The 16,461-nt window shown below is 48.9% G+C and carries 10 protein-coding genes and 2 pseudogenes; 3 read left to right on the forward strand and 9 right to left on the reverse strand.

What is annotated here, in order from left to right:
- Window positions 1-163 precede the first annotated feature (163 nt).
- A complete protein-coding gene (locus tag AC6RV6_RS07715; RefSeq protein WP_500240172.1) occupies window positions 164-346 on the reverse strand; it encodes a hypothetical protein in 183 nt (60 codons plus the stop codon).
- Between the two features lie 339 nt (window positions 347-685).
- Here AC6RV6_RS07715 and AC6RV6_RS07720 point away from each other — a divergent pair, with 339 nt between their 5' ends.
- Window positions 686-937 (forward strand): hypothetical protein, encoded by a 252-nt coding sequence (locus AC6RV6_RS07720; protein WP_500240174.1) that lies wholly within the window; start codon window positions 686-688, stop codon window positions 935-937.
- Between the two features lie 618 nt (window positions 938-1,555).
- On the opposite strand, the pseudogene AC6RV6_RS07725 reads toward AC6RV6_RS07720, so the two are convergent.
- Window positions 1,556-1,840: pseudogene (locus tag AC6RV6_RS07725) on the reverse strand (HU family DNA-binding protein); the annotation flags it as partial.
- 313 nt (window positions 1,841-2,153) lie between these two features.
- Here AC6RV6_RS07725 and AC6RV6_RS07730 point away from each other — a divergent pair.
- Entirely contained in the window at window positions 2,154-7,424 is a 5,271-nt protein-coding gene (locus AC6RV6_RS07730; protein ID WP_500240175.1) for a VCBS domain-containing protein, read from the forward strand.
- Window positions 7,425-7,531: 107 nt separating this feature from the next.
- Here the strand turns inward: AC6RV6_RS07730 and AC6RV6_RS07735 are convergent, their stop codons facing one another.
- The 6 genes from AC6RV6_RS07735 to AC6RV6_RS07760 all read right to left on the reverse strand — a co-directional run bounded on the left by AC6RV6_RS07735 (window position 7,532) and on the right by AC6RV6_RS07760 (window position 10,872).
- On the reverse strand, window positions 7,532-7,837 hold the full coding sequence (locus AC6RV6_RS07735) for a hypothetical protein (RefSeq protein ID WP_500240178.1): 306 nt from the start codon (window positions 7,835-7,837) through the stop codon (window positions 7,532-7,534).
- 28 nt (window positions 7,838-7,865) lie between these two features.
- Window positions 7,866-8,579 carry a 3'-5' exonuclease gene (locus AC6RV6_RS07740; RefSeq protein WP_500240179.1) on the reverse strand — a complete coding sequence of 238 codons (714 nt, stop codon included), beginning with the start codon at window positions 8,577-8,579 and terminating at the stop codon, window positions 7,866-7,868.
- Window positions 8,580-8,611: 32 nt separating this feature from the next.
- Window positions 8,612-8,872 (reverse strand): hypothetical protein, encoded by a 261-nt coding sequence (locus AC6RV6_RS07745; protein WP_500240181.1) that lies wholly within the window; start codon window positions 8,870-8,872, stop codon window positions 8,612-8,614.
- Window positions 8,873-8,918: 46 nt separating this feature from the next.
- Window positions 8,919-9,857: a DUF6009 family protein gene (locus AC6RV6_RS07750; RefSeq protein WP_500240182.1), complete on the reverse strand. Its 939-nt coding sequence runs from the start codon at window positions 9,855-9,857 to the stop codon at window positions 8,919-8,921.
- A 114-nt stretch (window positions 9,858-9,971) separates the two neighbouring features.
- On the reverse strand, window positions 9,972-10,355 hold the full coding sequence (locus AC6RV6_RS07755; protein ID WP_500240184.1) for a hypothetical protein: 384 nt from the start codon (window positions 10,353-10,355) through the stop codon (window positions 9,972-9,974).
- A 121-nt stretch (window positions 10,356-10,476) separates the two neighbouring features.
- A complete protein-coding gene (locus tag AC6RV6_RS07760; RefSeq protein ID WP_500240185.1) occupies window positions 10,477-10,872 on the reverse strand; it encodes a putative endonuclease domain-containing protein in 396 nt (131 codons plus the stop codon).
- 312 nt (window positions 10,873-11,184) lie between these two features.
- On the opposite strand from AC6RV6_RS07760, the gene AC6RV6_RS07765 reads away from it, so the two are divergent.
- Window positions 11,185-15,981: a DEAD/DEAH box helicase gene (locus AC6RV6_RS07765; RefSeq protein ID WP_500240186.1), complete on the forward strand. Its 4,797-nt coding sequence runs from the start codon at window positions 11,185-11,187 to the stop codon at window positions 15,979-15,981.
- A 117-nt stretch (window positions 15,982-16,098) separates the two neighbouring features.
- Here AC6RV6_RS07765 and AC6RV6_RS07770 read toward each other — a convergent pair.
- Window positions 16,099-16,404: pseudogene (locus AC6RV6_RS07770) on the reverse strand (restriction endonuclease); the annotation flags it as partial.
- Window positions 16,405-16,461 lie beyond the last annotated feature (57 nt).

Genomic DNA, 16,461 nt, shown 5'->3' on the forward strand with positions numbered 1-16,461 from the left:
TCCAACGGCAGCGCGGTAGTTCTGCGTGTTTCTTCTGTCTACCCCGGTCAGACCGTAAAGTACAGGGCATGGTAAATGTCCTTGGCTGGCAAAGAGAGCAGCATATCTCGCGTGGTGACGAGGGCGGTTTTCTGGAGACTACGCGATACCAAGAAAAGCAATATCATTCAAAGTCCCGTGCTACGATCCGCCGCGCCGCCTCTGTTATTCCGCGTCTGCCGTTGAGAATCGTGATGTCTTTGTTTCTTGCATTCGCACAGAGTTCGAGCGTTTGATGAGCTTCGCTTTGTTGGAGCGATCTGGGTTGCCCTTGTTGCCACGGAAAAGCGATGTAGAGCTTTTGCATTGCTGTGATTGCCGGGATGACCGTTCGCGCAGCGTATCCGGAGGGCGTAGGGATGCTGTGTGGTTGCTGGTTCTCTTCGGTTTCTCTCGGTTCTATCGGGTGCAGTGGGGACGAGGGGATTTAGTTTCCATACAGAGTTTTATTTAACCTAGGTTTTTTCTAACACTAACCCTGCCCACATCATCCCTTCAGTTTTGCCAGCGATCGCCGATAAGCCTCATCTTCCCTATTCTCCTCGCCTTTCCTTGCAGCCACCGATAGCCACGATTCCAATGGCTACTCTGGTATTGTTGCTATCTCTTCGATGTTTTTGTTGGGTTTGCAACGTTCCGAGGAAACATGGGAAACATCGGCACAACCAACGGGACGAACTTTGTTCGCACGGTTCTCCGTTGCTCGTGTATTGCCGTGCCGAAAAAGAATTTTCTGGAAATTAATACAGCGCGAAATTTACCCGATAATGCAAAGATAACGACGAATAGCGACGCAATCGGCATGAATGAGAGTTTATATTGTTCTGAAGCGTTCGGCATCTTTACCGCAAATTCAACTGTATCGACGGCAATCGAAGCAGAACAAAAGGTAATGTAGAGTGCATAGATGGAGCGGGCTTGCCAGTGGTATGCGGTGAATTCTGCTAAAATATTTGACAGGCATTGCGACAATCGGAATGTATCGCATACATGGAGTAATTAGTTGAGAATGACGGCGGTGTAATGCCTGTTAAACAGATTGACAACTGAGCCGATCTAATTTACTTGGAAAGGACAACAAATAAACGAGAGTATTCTTGAGGTTTTCCCTGATATTCTGGGATTAGCGCGGGATTTTCCAGATAAGATATACAGCATCGATTGCTTTAAAACTAGAGCATACGTGGTAAACTTTAAGTTGCAGTTTGTGTATTAATCTTGCTTGACTTACCGAGTACAACTGATATTCCCTAGATTTTCCTTGGATTTTTCATTGTAAGCCATGAAAAAGAAAAATATATTGCTGAAACTGCGGTGGCAATGGTCAAGCGAATCCCGTATTTTTCCTCTGTGTTATCTTTGCCTTTCCGAAGCTACGCGCGACCTTGGTGCGGTACGGAGTGAGAGGGGAATAACAGGTTTCGAGATGCTTTGCGAACGCTTTGGCTCTTTTGCATTCGGTATGAACCGAACTGCCTCGGAACGTCGTGGCGAACGATGATGGGCTACGTGTTTGTTATTTCTTGCTTCGAGCAACTTTTTCCTTCAAGGTTTTACTGGGTTTGAATTCAGGAACTTTGGTTGCAGGGATGACAAGGATTTCTCCCGTCACGGGATTGCGCCCTTCTCGGTCTTTGCCACGTGCCTTGAAAGTGCCGAATCCCGCGAGGGTGACTTTCTCGCCCCGCGCAACTGCGTCTGCGATCGCTTCGAGGATAGCATTGAGGGCATCGTTGGCTTCTGCCTTGGTGATGTTGAGTTTTGTCGCGACTTCTTCGGTTAGGTCTTTTTTGTTCATGGTTTTCCTTGGAGTTAGCTTTCGATCTGAAAAATATCATGCACAGTCTTCAGAGATTTCCCAATCGCAGCGCGGACAAATTTCTATGCGATCGCGACGGTTGCTTTCTTGTCACATCTCTTTACAGATACTCTTTAAAATTAACAGTAAGTAGCACGAACATTAGGTATAATTTGCTTATAAATCCCACATCTCGCACTTTATTTTTTAGATTTTCAGATTTTCAGATTTTCAGGGTGCGCAATACCTGTAAAAATATAATTCAACAACATATTTGGCGTGCGAAGTGTGAGAAAGATGATGTGAGGGATTCGTCATGATTTCAGTATTAACCGACGATTTTTCCGATAATTTTTCTGATGAAGTTGCTTCTCTCAACCTCGATCTCTTTCTGTTGACAACACAGAATTTGTTGCAATCTTTTATTCAGAATGAAAAATTTCACCTCGATATTCTCGCTCCCGCGTTTGGGATGGAGGTCGATCGCGAAGCATTGCAAGAGTTAGTGACCCAGCTCGGGCGGGGCGATTTTAGTTCGTTGCCCGATATTGAAATTCGCTCTCGTTCGGAGTTGGGAGGAATGCGGGGTGCTTATGCCGCAGAGCTAGACCAAATTTATTTGAGACAAGATTTTTTGGAGACAGCCAAGGATGAAGAGATTGTAGCGGTCATGCTGGAGGAAATAGGTCATGCTATTGATGCTCGTATCAATCCTGTAGATGGCAGGGGAGATGAGGGAGAAATTTTTTCCGCATTGATTCGCGGCGAAACTTTAGACGAACGACGATTGCGGGCGCTTCAAGTCGAAAACGATCTGGCGACTATCGAGATCGATGGAAAGCCGGTCGAGGTCGAGCAAAACAGTACGACCGACGCGCTGAATTTGTCCGTCAGTCTGGATGGAACGAATGGGTTTGTCATTCACGGCATCGACTTTGCCGACAGTGCGGGAAATTCGGTAAGCGATGCCGGAGATGTCAATGGCGATGGTTACGATGACGTGATTATTAGTGCCTACAATGCCGATCCTGATGGCAAGGATGCAGCCGGAGAGAGCTACGTCGTCTTCGGTCGCGAATTGGGGTTCGAGCAAGATTTCGATCTGGCTTCGCTCTTGCCGAGTAACGGCGGTGATGGCAGTCGGGGTTTTGTCATTCAAGGGATTGCAGCAGGCGATCGCATTGGTATCAGCGTCAGCGATGCTGGGGATGTCAATGGCGACGGCTACGACGATGTGGTTATCGGTGCCGAAGCCGTCGATCCCAACGGTGTCGATAAAGCGGGTTCAGCGTATGTTGTCTTTGGTGGGAGTTCCCCCGATCCCATTTTGAACCTTGCCAATTTAGATGGCAGCAATGGTTTTGCTGTTTGGGGTCTGAATCCGGGCGATCGCATTGGTATCAGCGTCAGCGATGCTGGGGATGTCAATGGCGATGGTTTGGCGGATGTCATCATCAGTGCGGATGGCATTAATAATCTCAGGGGCGGTGCTTATGTTATTTATGGCAATCGGGATTTTAGTTCTGTCGTAGGTGCGGATGGCGTTCTCAAGCCCTTTGAATTAGATGGCAGCACGGGTTTTGTCATTCATGGCTGGCAAGGAGGAGAACGAGCCGGTATCTTGGTCAGTCACGGAGATGTCAATAACGACGGCTTTGACGATCTCATTGTCGGAGCGCCTTTGGCAGATCCTGGAGGTCGTCAGGATGCCGGACGAGCTTATGTAGTCTATGGCGGCAGCAATATTGCTCCTACGGGCAGCTTTTCCTTGTCCAGTTTAAACGGCAGCAATGGCTTTTTTATGAATGGTCTCGATGCGGAGGATCGTTTTGGTGGGACTCACGGATCTCGCAGCAGTGCGGGGGATGTTAACGGCGATGGCTATGAGGATGTTTTCCTTGGGGCTTATGGTGGCGATCCAGATGGCGTTCCCCGACCGCTTAACGGTGGGGCTGGCGAAAGTTACATTATTTATGGCGGTAGTAATGTCGCACCTGCGGGGAGTTTTAGTTTGTCGGGTTTGGATGGGAGCAACGGTGTCGTTCTCAATGGTCGGCAGCCTGGCGATAGTTCCGGCACGGATGCCAGCTACGCGGGAGATTTTAATCGTGATGGCTTCGGCGATATTCTCGTGGGAGCGCCCGGCGCGATCGGTTTTCAGGGAGAAGCTTATATCGTTTACGGTGGCAGTAGTATCGGCACGAATGGACGATTCGATCTTGCCGAATTGGATAGCAGCACGGGTTTAGCTATGACCGCTTTCGATAATGCCGATGGCAGTTCCAGTAATGGATTCGCGAACCGTCTGGGTCGCTGGGTGAGCTATGCGGGGGATTTGAATCATGATGGCATTGACGACATTATTATTGGAGCCTCCGGCGCGGATTCGGCGGGTAAAGCCTATGTAGTGTATGGCTTCTCGGCCAATCAAGATCCCGTGGCGGTTGATGACGCAATCTCTGCGAATGAGGACGACATTTTCATCGGGAACGTATTGGCGGACAACGGCAATGGAGCGGATAGCGACCCGAATGGCGATCCGTTGATTGTAGCCGCCATTAACAGTCAAGCCAGTCAAGTCGGACAAACGCTCGGTTTGGCCTCTGGTGCTTTGCTGATGCTCCAAGCCGATGGTAGTTTGACCTACGATCCAAACGGTCAATTTGAATCCTTGGCTGTTGGAGAAACGGCAACGGATACTTTCAGTTATGTTCTCAGCGATGGAAATGGTGGAACGGATACCGCCACGGTAGAGATTGTCGTGGAGGGAGCAAATGACGATCCGACGATTGACTTCAACGGTCTCGATTTCGGCTACCGCTTTACCAAGATTGTCGATACGGGGATGGCACTTCCCGATGGTTCGGGAACGTTTGCATCGTTTGGCGCTCCGCCTTCCATTGATGGCAATAATGTTGCTTTCTTCGCGACCGTTAACGGGCGATCGGGAATCTATGCCAGTCTTGATGGCGTGCTTACCCGCATTGCCGATACTGCAACAATGATTCCAGGAGGTTCGGGAACGTTTTCGCAGTTCGATCGATATCCATCAATTTCAGGAAGTAATATTGCTTTTCGGGCGAACAATAAAACTGGAATCTATAAACATATCGATGGAGTTTTATCGGTTGCTGTCGATCGCAATACAATCGGGAGTTTTGGCACTTTTTCCAGTTTTGCCAGTGGCGATCCGCAGATCGATGGAGATGAGGTGGCATTTTTTGGGTTCAGTTCGGGTCACGGGCAGGGCATCTACAAAACGAACGACAGCGCGATAGAGACAGTGGCCAAGCTCGGTACGCCCGTTCCGGGAGGTGGCTCGTTTACCAATATTAGCGGCGTGGGTTTTGATAGCGGCAATGTTGCCTTCTTTGCCGATACCAGCACGAGTCAATCCGGAACTTATGCCGAAATTGATGGAGTCCTGACTGAGATTGCCAACCGCAATACTCCTTTTCCCGGTTATAGCGGCTCTATTCCCGATGTTGGCGGCAGCCGAATTGATGGGGATGATGTTGCTTTTATCATCTTTGGTTCGGGAAGGTACGAAGGATGGTTCGCCAATATTAACGGGACGATTTCCAATATAGCCGATACCAATACCTCCATTCCCCATGGAGTGGGTACGTTTGCAGGATTTAGCATCGCAGCGATTGATGAGGAAGCTGTTGTCGTCACGGGTTCGGGCTCGGGGCAACGAGGGACTTACACGACATTTGGTGGTACTTTTCGCGAAGTCATCAATTTTAACGATGTCCTTAATGGTAAATCTCTAGTATCGGGAGGGACTGGTGGCGAGGCCATTAGCGGTTCGTCGATCGCTTTTCTTGCAGTCTTTACAGACGGCACGCAAGGGATTTTTGTGGCTAATCCGATATTGGAATTCGAGACTGGCGAAGACGATGCCACCTTCAGTATCGATTTGTTAACTGGCGCTTCCGATCCCGATGCGAGCGACATTCTCAGTATCGATAACCTCAATCTTATCTCTGGCGACGCATCTGGGGTTGTACTCAACGGCAACAATCTCGATATCGATCCTTCTGCTTATAATGCCCTAGCCTCGGGCGAACGAGCCGCGATCGAATACAGTTATGATATCGTTGATGGTAATGGCGGTAAGGTTTCTCAAGCGATCGCGATCGCCATCAACGGAGCAAACGACGATCCGATCTCGCTGGCGGTTGCCGATGCCGCGATCGAAGACGGCGTGATCGTCGCGGGGAATTTAATCGCAATTGATGTTGATGCCACCGATACCATGATCTATTCCCTTGCCGACACCGCACCCGCCGGATTGACTTTGAATGACGATGGCAGCTATCGTTTCGATCCCGGTGATGCCGCCTATCAGTTCTTGGCGGCAGGGGAAACGGCGGAAGTTGTCGTTACTTATCGAGTCGATGACAGGAATGGCGGTATCGATACCAATACTCTGACCGTGACCGTGACAGGAGTTAACGATCTCGCTACCATTAGCGGCAATGCTTCGGCTTCCGTAACCGAAGATGCCAGCAATCCGGATCTGACGGCATTCGGGACTCTTAACATCAGCGATGCGGATGCTGGGGAAGCCTTCTTCAGCACCCATGTCGTTTCTGTCGGTAATAATTTGGGTAATCTCGCCATTTCCGAGGATGGTTCTTTTGACTATCGCATTGCCAATAGTGCCGTACAGTTCCTCGGTGCGGGAGAGAGTCAAACTGAAACCTTCGCCGTTCGCTCCTTGGATGGCACTGCCAGTCAACAGATCGCGATTGCCATCAATGGTATTAACGATGCGCCCGTGTTGGTGAGTGCTATTGAGGATCGAATCGTTGCGATCGATGAAACCTTCAACTTGGAGATCGGCAACAACTTTGATGATATAGATGCCAGTGACGTGCTGCATTTCTCGGCTGTTGGCTTGCCCGGAGGAATCGTTCTCGATGCCGTTACCGGGGCTTTCTCCGGCAGTTCCGGCAGGTCGGGCATCTTTGATGTCACTGTCACGGCTGTCGATAATGCTGGAGTTTCTGTCAGCGATACCTTTGAGTTGATTGTGGCTGACGGTATTGGCGGAAATGGCAACGATCGCCTATCGGGTGGTTTCGGCGATGATGTCCTACTTGGCGGAGTTGGTCGCGATCGCCTATCGGGTGGTTTCGGCGATGATGTCCTACTTGGCGGAGTTGGTCGCGATCGCCTATCGGGTGGTTTCGGCGATGATGTCCTACTTGGCGGAGTTGGTCGCGATCGCCTATCGGGTGGCTTCGGCGATGATGTCCTACTTGGCGGAGTTGGTCGCGATCGCCTATCGGGTGGTTTCGGCGATGATTTGCTCGAAGGCGGGCGTGGCAACGATATTCTGATTGGAGGTATTGGTTCCGATATCTACGTGCTGGCATCCGGTGATGGCATCGACACCATTCTTGGTTTCCGGCAGAATGTTGACTTGATTGGTTTGGCAGAGGGGCTTAGCTTTGGCAGTGACGTGACGGTAGAATTGTTCCGAGGAACTACCCAGATTCTGTTTAATAATACTGAAGTCTTAGCAGAGTTAAACGGACGTTTTGACCTAACCGAAGCAGACTTTATCGTAATTTAGGTTTAAAGCATTTGAACTAAGCCTGGGCGTTACCTCGGACTATTTCTCCGATGAAAGAGTCTCCAAAGTTCCCGGATTCGCAACCATTGCGAAGTATTTCAATTGACCTATGGTATCCCAAATGCTTCGCAAGCCCGACAGCACTCTGCCTCATCATCCTCCCAGCCGCAACGCGGGCAGTACCTCCCGCCATCTCCTACTACCATCCCCACGGCTTCCCTGCCCTCCACCGCCCGCACCAACTGCCTCTCAAAAAACCGCCAGCCTGTCGGACTCCACTGCGCTTGTTGACTTTCTTCGCGCTCTTGGTAGTCCGGACAATCAAAGCTATTTTGGCTATCCTCGCGACTGGGATGCACGGTGCAGGTGAGGTAGGCATTGAACGTGTAGAAGCGGCATTGGGAGCAGGGCATATTTTCAATTTCTGTAGGTCACTCAAAATCATTTAGCAATCTCGCGGCACTCAACTTCAAAGGGATACTCGCGATATTCGCCCTGTAAATCCTGCTCCCGCAGCGTCTTGTGCCATTCCTTTTTCTCGCCGTCCCACCAAAATCCCTGCTCCTTGGCAAGGTCTTTGGTGTGGTAATCTACTTTGGCGACCACATAATACCAAGGCTCTTTTGAGCGCTCGATGGCTGTTTCCAGAATCTCCTCGAATCCTTCGACGCGATCGAATAACGCCGCAATCAGTTGGCAATCTGCGAGGGCGCGATGAGCCATGCTAACCCCGATACCATGATTGAGCGCCGTGCTAACAAGAGAAGTTGGCTTGGGATTGCGCGGCCAAACAAAGTCATCGTAGGTACACAACCAAGGTTTGTCTACGGCAGGGAGCGGGTCTTTAAACCATTGCTTATCGAATTTTGCATAGTGAGCCACGACATAATCGGCACGCTCGATCCAAAATTTAAACAAGGTAATCGCGATAGCTGGCTCGCTGTCAAACTCGGAAATTACTTGGCTGGCGGCGGCGCTGATATGATTAATTGCTTCTTGAGGATTCTCGCGAACAGGGAAAAGCATCGAGAGTTGTTGCAGGGTGCAGCGATGCGGGACGCTGTAGAGAATCGCGCCGAGTTCGATGACGTGGTGCTGCTCGGGGTCGGCTCCAGTGGTTTCGAGGTCTACGATGAGGAGAATATTGGGAAGCATGAGATATTTTGGATACTAATGTTACGATTTCTTCACCCTTGCGAAGCGCTATTTTTCTGAGTTTTGTTTTGTCTTCCCATACGCGATCGCGCTGCTTTTCTCAAACCCAGAAGTTCTGCAAGCAGTTGCGCTCGTTGGCTTTCGTCGTCCCAGTCGCGGACGAAGTGCTTGACAGCCAGCGTTATCATATCTTGCAAGCTCGGCGTGGCTTGACCGTGCTGGAGTTCGAAAGAAAATTGGAATTCTTGTAATTGGCGATAAAGTTCGTCGGGCAGGCGCGTGGAATGAGGCATGGAATGAGACATAGTGAAGGAATGAAGAAGAAGTGGATGGCGATCGCTAACCTTTTTGTTCCAATGCAGTCACTCTCTCCTCGAGGGCAGCAATGCGTTCGGCTAAGGAAATATCGGCTGAAATATTGGTATCGTTTTTTGCCTTGAGATATTGCGAGAGCGCGGCAATGACGACTTCAGTTTGCGAGAGTCCCGTCGCGTGCAAGTGTCGGTCTAGCTTCCAATGCAGCGAACGAGGAATCCTCACGGAAATTTGCGATTTCTTCTTGGGATGCCAGCCGTCTTCACCGGGTTGTATTGTGGCAGTTTCTCGAGCCTCGCCGGGGTAGCGCCCTTCTTCGTAGTCTCGATAGTCGTCGCGTTCCGAACCTTCGTGAAGTTCAAAAGCACGCCTGTAGTAATATTTTTGTCCTGTTAAGCTGTCAATGAAGCTGTATGGTGCATCGCTGGCTAATTCACCATAGCCGATGAGCTTCCTCGTCGATGCCTCCATCCTCTCTAAATCTTCCTTGACAATCCCTTGCGGCGTGGTGAAGTCCAGCCAAACCCAGCGTACCCAAGGATACTGCGTTATATCCTTGCGCCAAACAATATTGGTTTCGTACTTCAGGCCTCGCGTGTCCGTCCCGCTCTCGTCGGGTACTGGGTCGAACAAAACTTTGCGCGGGTGCTTGCCTTCCATTGTTGGCTCGATGGTTGCTGTCGCTTTTGCTTCAGTTGGATACTCTCCGTTGTTGTAAGCTGTATAGTCGTCGTGGTGAAGGGTGAAAAGTCTTCGATGATAGCGCTTTGTGACGGCATCTTTCGGTGCGTCGTCAGCGAGTTCTGCATAGCCGATAAGTTTTCCCGATAGTTTTTTGATTTGAGCGAGGCGAGATTTGGAAATAACTTTGGGCTTGGTGAAATTTGCCCATTGCTGGCGCACCCAAGGGTATTTTTCGGGATCTTCGAGCCAGACAATGTTGATTTCATTGTCGAGTTGCATGGGTCTTGTTGCCTCATAGTTTTCTTGCTCTCATCATAACACAGATTTTGAATGGCAGGCGTATGGCGATTGTATTTCACTATTTTATTTTGGGATTCTGTATGGAAATTCAAATTACTGCCACGCCTTATAGTCCTCAATCAGCCAATAATTCGGCGAATCTTCCGCAACGCTGACGAACAGCAACGGCGCGGTCATGGTGTCGGTGTTACTCTCGAAGATGCCGTTAATTCCCGATACTGGATCGAGCTTATTGGCGATTGCTACGAACCGATAGGGGCTTTCCTCGGCTGCTGCAAAGTCTTCGTCATCTTCGAATTCATCTTCGTATTCTTCTTCATCAACGACCGGACAAGGCAACTCGAGGCGTTCGGCGAGGTAATCGCGGTAGAGCGCAAGGTTTTTTTTGTTTTTACCGAGGGGAAATCCTTGGGGATCGGCTCCGACGATGGCGGCAATGCGCTGTTGTTGCTCGGTGGGTTCTTTGGCTTGTGTCATGATGCGAGAGGGATGCGCTGGATTGATTATTGTTGATTTTTTCCGGTTGGCATCACAATTTTATAGTTTTTGATTTCTGTAGGTCATCTCAAAATTTTCGCTCTAATGGTAGGACTTTGGCTTATAGATAAGACTGGCGATACTGTTCTAACATCATTTTCCTTGCTTCTTCTGCCGTCCAATGTTTAATCGCTGGAGGGAATGAAATTTCGCCATAGCTTTGCTGGCCTTGAAATGCCGCGACGACTTCTGCAATCGTTTGGCAGCATTGGCGAGGATAGCGAACGATCTGTTCTTCGGCAAATCTCAAGACGATCCAACCTCGTTCTAAAAAGATGCGATTGCGCTTGTCATCCAAGCCAATATAATGAGTTAGTATATGTTTATTATAGACATAAGGTTCGTCAATCTCGATGTCGATATGCAGCCCCGATGTTTCATCAATATAAGCAAAATCTGCGGTATAGGGATATTCTCTGTCGTACTTTGGGAATGAGCAAAATAGGTTAGTTTGCATTGGTCATAGGCAGTTTGGAGAAAGTGCGATTGCGAGATCGAGAATTTTAACCCACATTCCGCACGACAAAATGTAATACAGAATTTTTCCTTCCCTTTGAGTCACTCAGAACCTCGATTCTCTCCTCAGATCATTTATAGTATGTTTGAAGTGCGGAATGTGGGATGTAAAGTTTTGTAATTGTAGGGGAGATGGAGTTGAGAACGATCGCGTTACGGTAGGCAAAGCGATCTCATTTATGCTAAATACTACGAAGACGAGATCGCTTTAATCACGACAATGGACTAGGTTCAATCTTTTGGCAGGTACTTAATGTCTACCACTCAAACCGTCACAATTCACACAATACTAGAAGAACTCAGAGATGCTGCTACATCTGAACGCGACAAAGGCGATCGCTTTGAGCGGTTAATTCAGGCTTATCTGAAAACTGACCCTATCTACCAAGACCTCTTCAGTAATGTGTGGATGTGGATGGAATGGCCCAGGCGTGGTGATGAGCCAGATACAGGCATTGACTTGGTAGCAGAGGAACGCGCCACTGGGGAATATTGCGCCATTCAATGTAAATTTTACGACCCTAAAACAGTTCTAGACAAACACCACATCGACTCCTTTTTTACGGCATCGGGACGTTCACCCTTCACAAAACGATTGATTGTTTCAACAACAAATCGCTGGAGCAAACACGCCGAAACTGCACTCAAAAATCAAAGTATTCCAGTGACTCGCTTAGGTGTGCGGGACTTAAACAGCAGCCCAATTGATTGGAGTCAGTTCAGTATTAAGCGGCCCCAATCTCTTAAGGTCAAAGCCAAAAAACAGTTACGCGACCATCAGCAAACAGCTTTAACGAAAGTAATGGATGGGTTTAAGAAGAGCGATCGCGGCAAGTTGATTATGGCCTGTGGCACGGGGAAAACCTACACCAGCCTCAAGATTGCAGAACAATTTGCTCAGGACAAGGCAGCCCATGTTCTCTTCTTAGTCCCTTCAATTTCATTGCTGTCTCAGACCCTACGGGAATGGTCAGCCGAGGCTGATGTGAGTTTGCATAGTGTGGCTGTCTGTTCCGATACCAAGGTGGGCAAGCGCAAGAAATCAGACGATACGGCGGATATTGACATTCAAGATTTAGCTTTCCCCGCCACCACTGATGCCGAGGTGATTGCAGCACGGGTTAAAGCCTTTGCTGGTCAACGGGCTTTAACCGTGGTTTTCAGTACCTATCAATCGATACAAGCAATCGCCGATGCTCAGGCCAAAGGATTGCCTGAGTTTGACTTGATTATTTGCGATGAGGCTCACCGCACCACTGGAGTCACGGAGCAAGGCAAAGAAGCATCCTACTTTGTGCGCGTCCATGACCAGAACTTTATCAAGGGCAAAAAGCGACTCTACATGACCGCCACGCCGCGACTCTACGGAGATGGAGCAAAAACAAAGGCTTTGGAGAATGACATTGAAATTTGTTCGATGGATGATGAAAACCTTTACGGGAAAGAGTTTCATCGTTTGGGATTTGGTGAAGCGGTGGGCAATGGTTTACTGACGGACTACCGGGTGATGGTGTTGGCAGTGGATGAAAAGTATGTCAGTTCTGCATTTCAGAGACAATTGGCTGACAATAACAATGAGCTAAATCTTCAAGATGCCGTCAAAATCACTGGCTGCTGGAATGGCTTGTCTAAGCAGATGATGACTGATGCTGATGGAGATGAAATTGAAGGCGATCGCCAACTCATGCGCCGCGCTGTGGCGTTCTCTAACTCAATCAAAGACTCCAAAAGCATCGTGAAACTGTTTGGTGAGATTGTCGCGGAGTATCAGCAAAATCACCCCGATGAAGACATTCTACACTGTGAACTTGACCATGTGGACGGCACGCAAAACTCACTGCAACGCCACGAAAAACTAGATTGGCTCAAAGCCGATACGAGTGATCGCAACCTGTGCCGCATTCTCTCTAACGCTCGGTGTCTCTCGGAAGGTGTGGATGTGCCTGCTCTAGATGCGGTGATGTTTCTCAACCCGCGTAATTCTGTGGTGGATGTGGTGCAATCCGTGGGACGAGTGATGCGACTTGCTCCGGGGAAGAAATACGGTTACATCATTTTACCCGTGGGCATTCCTGCTGGGGTCAAGCCAGAAGACGCACTAAAAGATAACGAGAGGTACAAAGTCATCTGGCAAGTGCTGCAAGCACTCCGCGCCCATGACGACCGCTTTAATTCCACCATCAACAAATTGGAGTTGAATAAAGCGCGACCGCCTGAAATTAGCGTGATTGGCGTGGGCGGTGATGCGAGTGATGATACAGAAACCGTTGGAGGAGATCGCCCTTCACCTACAGCCATTCAACTAGAACTCAATTTCCCTGAACTCGAAGAATGGCGCAATGCTATCTATGCGAAGATTGTCAAGAAGTGTGGCGATCGCCGTTACTGGGAAGATTGGGCGAAAGATGTGGCCACCATTGCCGACGGGCATATTTCTCGCATCAAAGCACTCCTCGATAATTCCGAATCCGAAGCGCGGCAAGCCTTTGATGACTTTCTCGCGGGACTGCATAAGAACCTCAACCCAGCCGTGAGTGAAGCGGATGCAATCGAGATGTTAGCTCAACACTTAATCACTAAGCCAGTTTTTGATGCCTTGTTTGAAGGTTATGCCTTCACCGAACAAAACCCGGTTTCTCTGGCTATGCAGTCAATGCTGGATGTGTTGGAAGGGGAAGCACTGAGTAAAGACACTGCCAAGCTGGAGAAGTTTTACAGCAGTGTGAGAAAACGCGCCAGTGGAGTCGATAACGCCGCCGGGAAGCAGCGCATCATCACAGAACTCTATGACAAGTTTTTCAGGGGTGCATTCCCTCGCCTGACTGACCGATTGGGAATTGTCTATACTCCCGTGGAAGTGGTTGACTTCATTGTGAACAGTGCCAACCAAGCCCTCAAGCGGGAGTTTGGCGTGGGCTTAACTGATGCAGGGGTTCATGTTCTCGATCCGTTTACTGGCACAGGAACCTTCATGGTGCGATTGCTGCAAAGTGGGCTGATTAAACCAGAGGATTTAGAGCGGAAGTTTCAGCAAGAGTTGCACGCCAACGAGATTGTACTACTGGCTTACTATATCGCTGCCATCAACATTGAGGAGACGTTTCACGACCTCAACGGCGGCGACTATCAACCGTTTAACGGCATCGTCTTGACCGATACGTTTCAGATGTTTGAGAACGAAGGAACGACAACCATTCCTGTGATCGCCAACTGGGAGAACCAGTTTCCTGAGAATAACGAGCGGGTCAAAAGCCAGAAGCAGCAAGACATTCGAGTGATTATTGGGAATCCTCCCTATTCGGCGGGACAGAGTAGTGAGAACGACGGCAACAAGAATCTGAAGTATCCGCAGTTGGATGGCCGCATTGGGGAGACTTACGCGAAATACTCTACTGCGACCCTCAAGAATAGTCTGTATGATTCCTACATTCGGGGCATCCGGTGGGCAAGCGATCGCATTCAAGATAAAGGTATTGTTTGTTATATCACCAACGGGTCATTCATTGATAACAATGCGATGGACGGGTTACGAAAATGTTTTGTCGATGAGTTTAGCCGCATCTATTGTTTTAATTTGCGAGGGAATCAACGAACTTCTGGCGAAACGTCACGACAGGAAGGGGGAAAAATCTTTGGCTCTGGCAGCCGCGCCCCTATTGCCATAACATTATTGGTTAAAAATCCCGAACACACTAGAGCCTGTGAACTGTTCTACCACGATATCGGTGACTATCTTAGCCGTGAGGAGAAGCTGAAAATTATTGCAGACTTTGGGGGAGTTGGGAGTATCCCGTGGAGTGCGATCGCGCCCAACGACAGCCACGACTGGATTAATCAACGCGACCCCAAGTTTGATGAATTTATTTCCTTGGGCGATAAGAAGGATTCAATGGCAAAGACCATCTTTGATATGTATTCCAGTGGTGTTAAAACTAACCGGGATGCGTGGTGCTATAACTTCTCCCGTGATGCAGTGGCGGCGAATATGAGCCGGATGATTGAGTTTTACAATCAACAGGTTGAGGAGTATCAAGCCCTCAATAATAAGCCTGCTGTTGAAAAGTTCATTAACACCGACCCCACCAAAATTAGCTGGACACGCGAAATCAAGCAAGACTTATCACGTCACAAGCTAGGAGATTTTCAAGACTCTCATATTGTCGAGAGTGTCTATCGTCCATTTTGTAAGCAGTCATTCTATTTCGATAGGCAGTTCAATAATTGTGTCTATAAGATGCCAGTCATTTTCCCGATCGCACCTCTGGAAAATCTAGCCATTTGTGTTACTGGAATCGGTGCAGGAAAAGGTTTTTCAATACTAATTGCAGATATTGTATCAAATCTTCATTTTCTAGATACAAGTCAATGCTTTCCCCTCTATTCCTACACCCAAGACTCTCAAAACTCTATCCCTGGCCTAGAGTCTCAGCAATACACCCGCACCGAAAACATCCCCGACACCATCCTGAGCGACTTTCAAACCACCTACCGCGATCGCACCCTCACCAAAGAGGACATTTTCTACTACGTTTACGGCATCCTGCACAGCCCCGAATACAAGACCCGGTTTGCTGCTGACCTTAAGAAAATGTTGCCCCGCATCCCCTACGCTGAGGACTTTTGGGTATTCAGTAAAGCCGGACGGGAACTGGCTCACTGGCATCTCAACTACGAAACCATCGAGCCGTATCCCGTGGAAGAATTTAAAGCCGAACTGTTCTTAAATGATGAGGATTACCGGGTGAGCAAGATGACCTTTGCCAAACGGCAGCGACAAATAGACAAGACCACGATCATCTACAACAGCAAAATCAAACTCAGTGGCATTCCCCTCGAAGCCTATGACTACATCGTCAATGGCAAGTCTGCCCTCGACTGGATTATGGAGCGTTACCAGTTGAAAACAGATAAGAAAAGTGGCATCACGAACGACCCCAACGATTGGAGCGATGACCTCCACTACATTGTGAATTTGGTGAAGCGCATTGTGCGAGTGAGTGTGGAGACGGTAAAGATTGTGAGAAGTTTACCGCCGTTGAATGAACTTTAGCGGCGGATATGTAGAGCGATTTCCAATGTGGGTTTCCAATGTGGGTTACTGAATTGGTTTTCTAGAGTTTGGCAATTTTCAAATTCCATACAGAATCTCAAATTAGACAGTCCCAAACTACAAAGTCTCGAACCAAGATTCATCGATCTCCACGACCTCAATGGTTTTGGTGGCGACTCCGATGCCGAGGTCTCGCAGGAGATAGCAAAGCTGTTCGCCATCGACGAGATCGAGGACGGGCGCTCCATCCCGCGTGGCTTCTTGTTGGGCAGCCCGCGTGAAAGTTCCGGTGGTCAAGAATAATCCCTTGTCCGTGCGACCGACCATTGCGCCTCGAAAGTCTCGAATTTCCTTCGCTCCCACCGCACCGGAGTAGCGCTTGCACTGGAAAAATACGAGAAAAGAGCGGGAGATTGATAGCCCCATCTCTTTAGAGCGGGGTGGAAAATCGACACGGCGAATTTATTCGCCCGTATCTTA

Source organism: Spirulina sp. LEGE 11439, from assembly GCF_059821285.1.

Coding starts and splice junctions, on each gene's coding strand:
- AC6RV6_RS07765 (WP_500240186.1), top strand. CDS start 11,185: ATGTCTACCACTCAAACCGTCACAATTCACACAATACTAGAAGAACTC.
- AC6RV6_RS07730 (WP_500240175.1), top strand. CDS start 2,154: ATGATTTCAGTATTAACCGACGATTTTTCCGATAATTTTTCTGATGAA.
- AC6RV6_RS07750 (WP_500240182.1), bottom strand. CDS start 9,857: ATGCAACTCGACAATGAAATCAACATTGTCTGGCTCGAAGATCCCGAA.
- AC6RV6_RS07745 (WP_500240181.1), bottom strand. CDS start 8,872: ATGCCTCATTCCACGCGCCTGCCCGACGAACTTTATCGCCAATTACAA.
- AC6RV6_RS07760 (WP_500240185.1), bottom strand. CDS start 10,872: ATGCAAACTAACCTATTTTGCTCATTCCCAAAGTACGACAGAGAATAT.
- AC6RV6_RS07715 (WP_500240172.1), bottom strand. CDS start 346: ATGCAAAAGCTCTACATCGCTTTTCCGTGGCAACAAGGGCAACCCAGA.
- AC6RV6_RS07735 (WP_500240178.1), bottom strand. CDS start 7,837: ATGCCCTGCTCCCAATGCCGCTTCTACACGTTCAATGCCTACCTCACC.
- AC6RV6_RS07720 (WP_500240174.1), top strand. CDS start 686: ATGGGAAACATCGGCACAACCAACGGGACGAACTTTGTTCGCACGGTT.
- AC6RV6_RS07740 (WP_500240179.1), bottom strand. CDS start 8,579: ATGCTTCCCAATATTCTCCTCATCGTAGACCTCGAAACCACTGGAGCC.
- AC6RV6_RS07755 (WP_500240184.1), bottom strand. CDS start 10,355: ATGACACAAGCCAAAGAACCCACCGAGCAACAACAGCGCATTGCCGCC.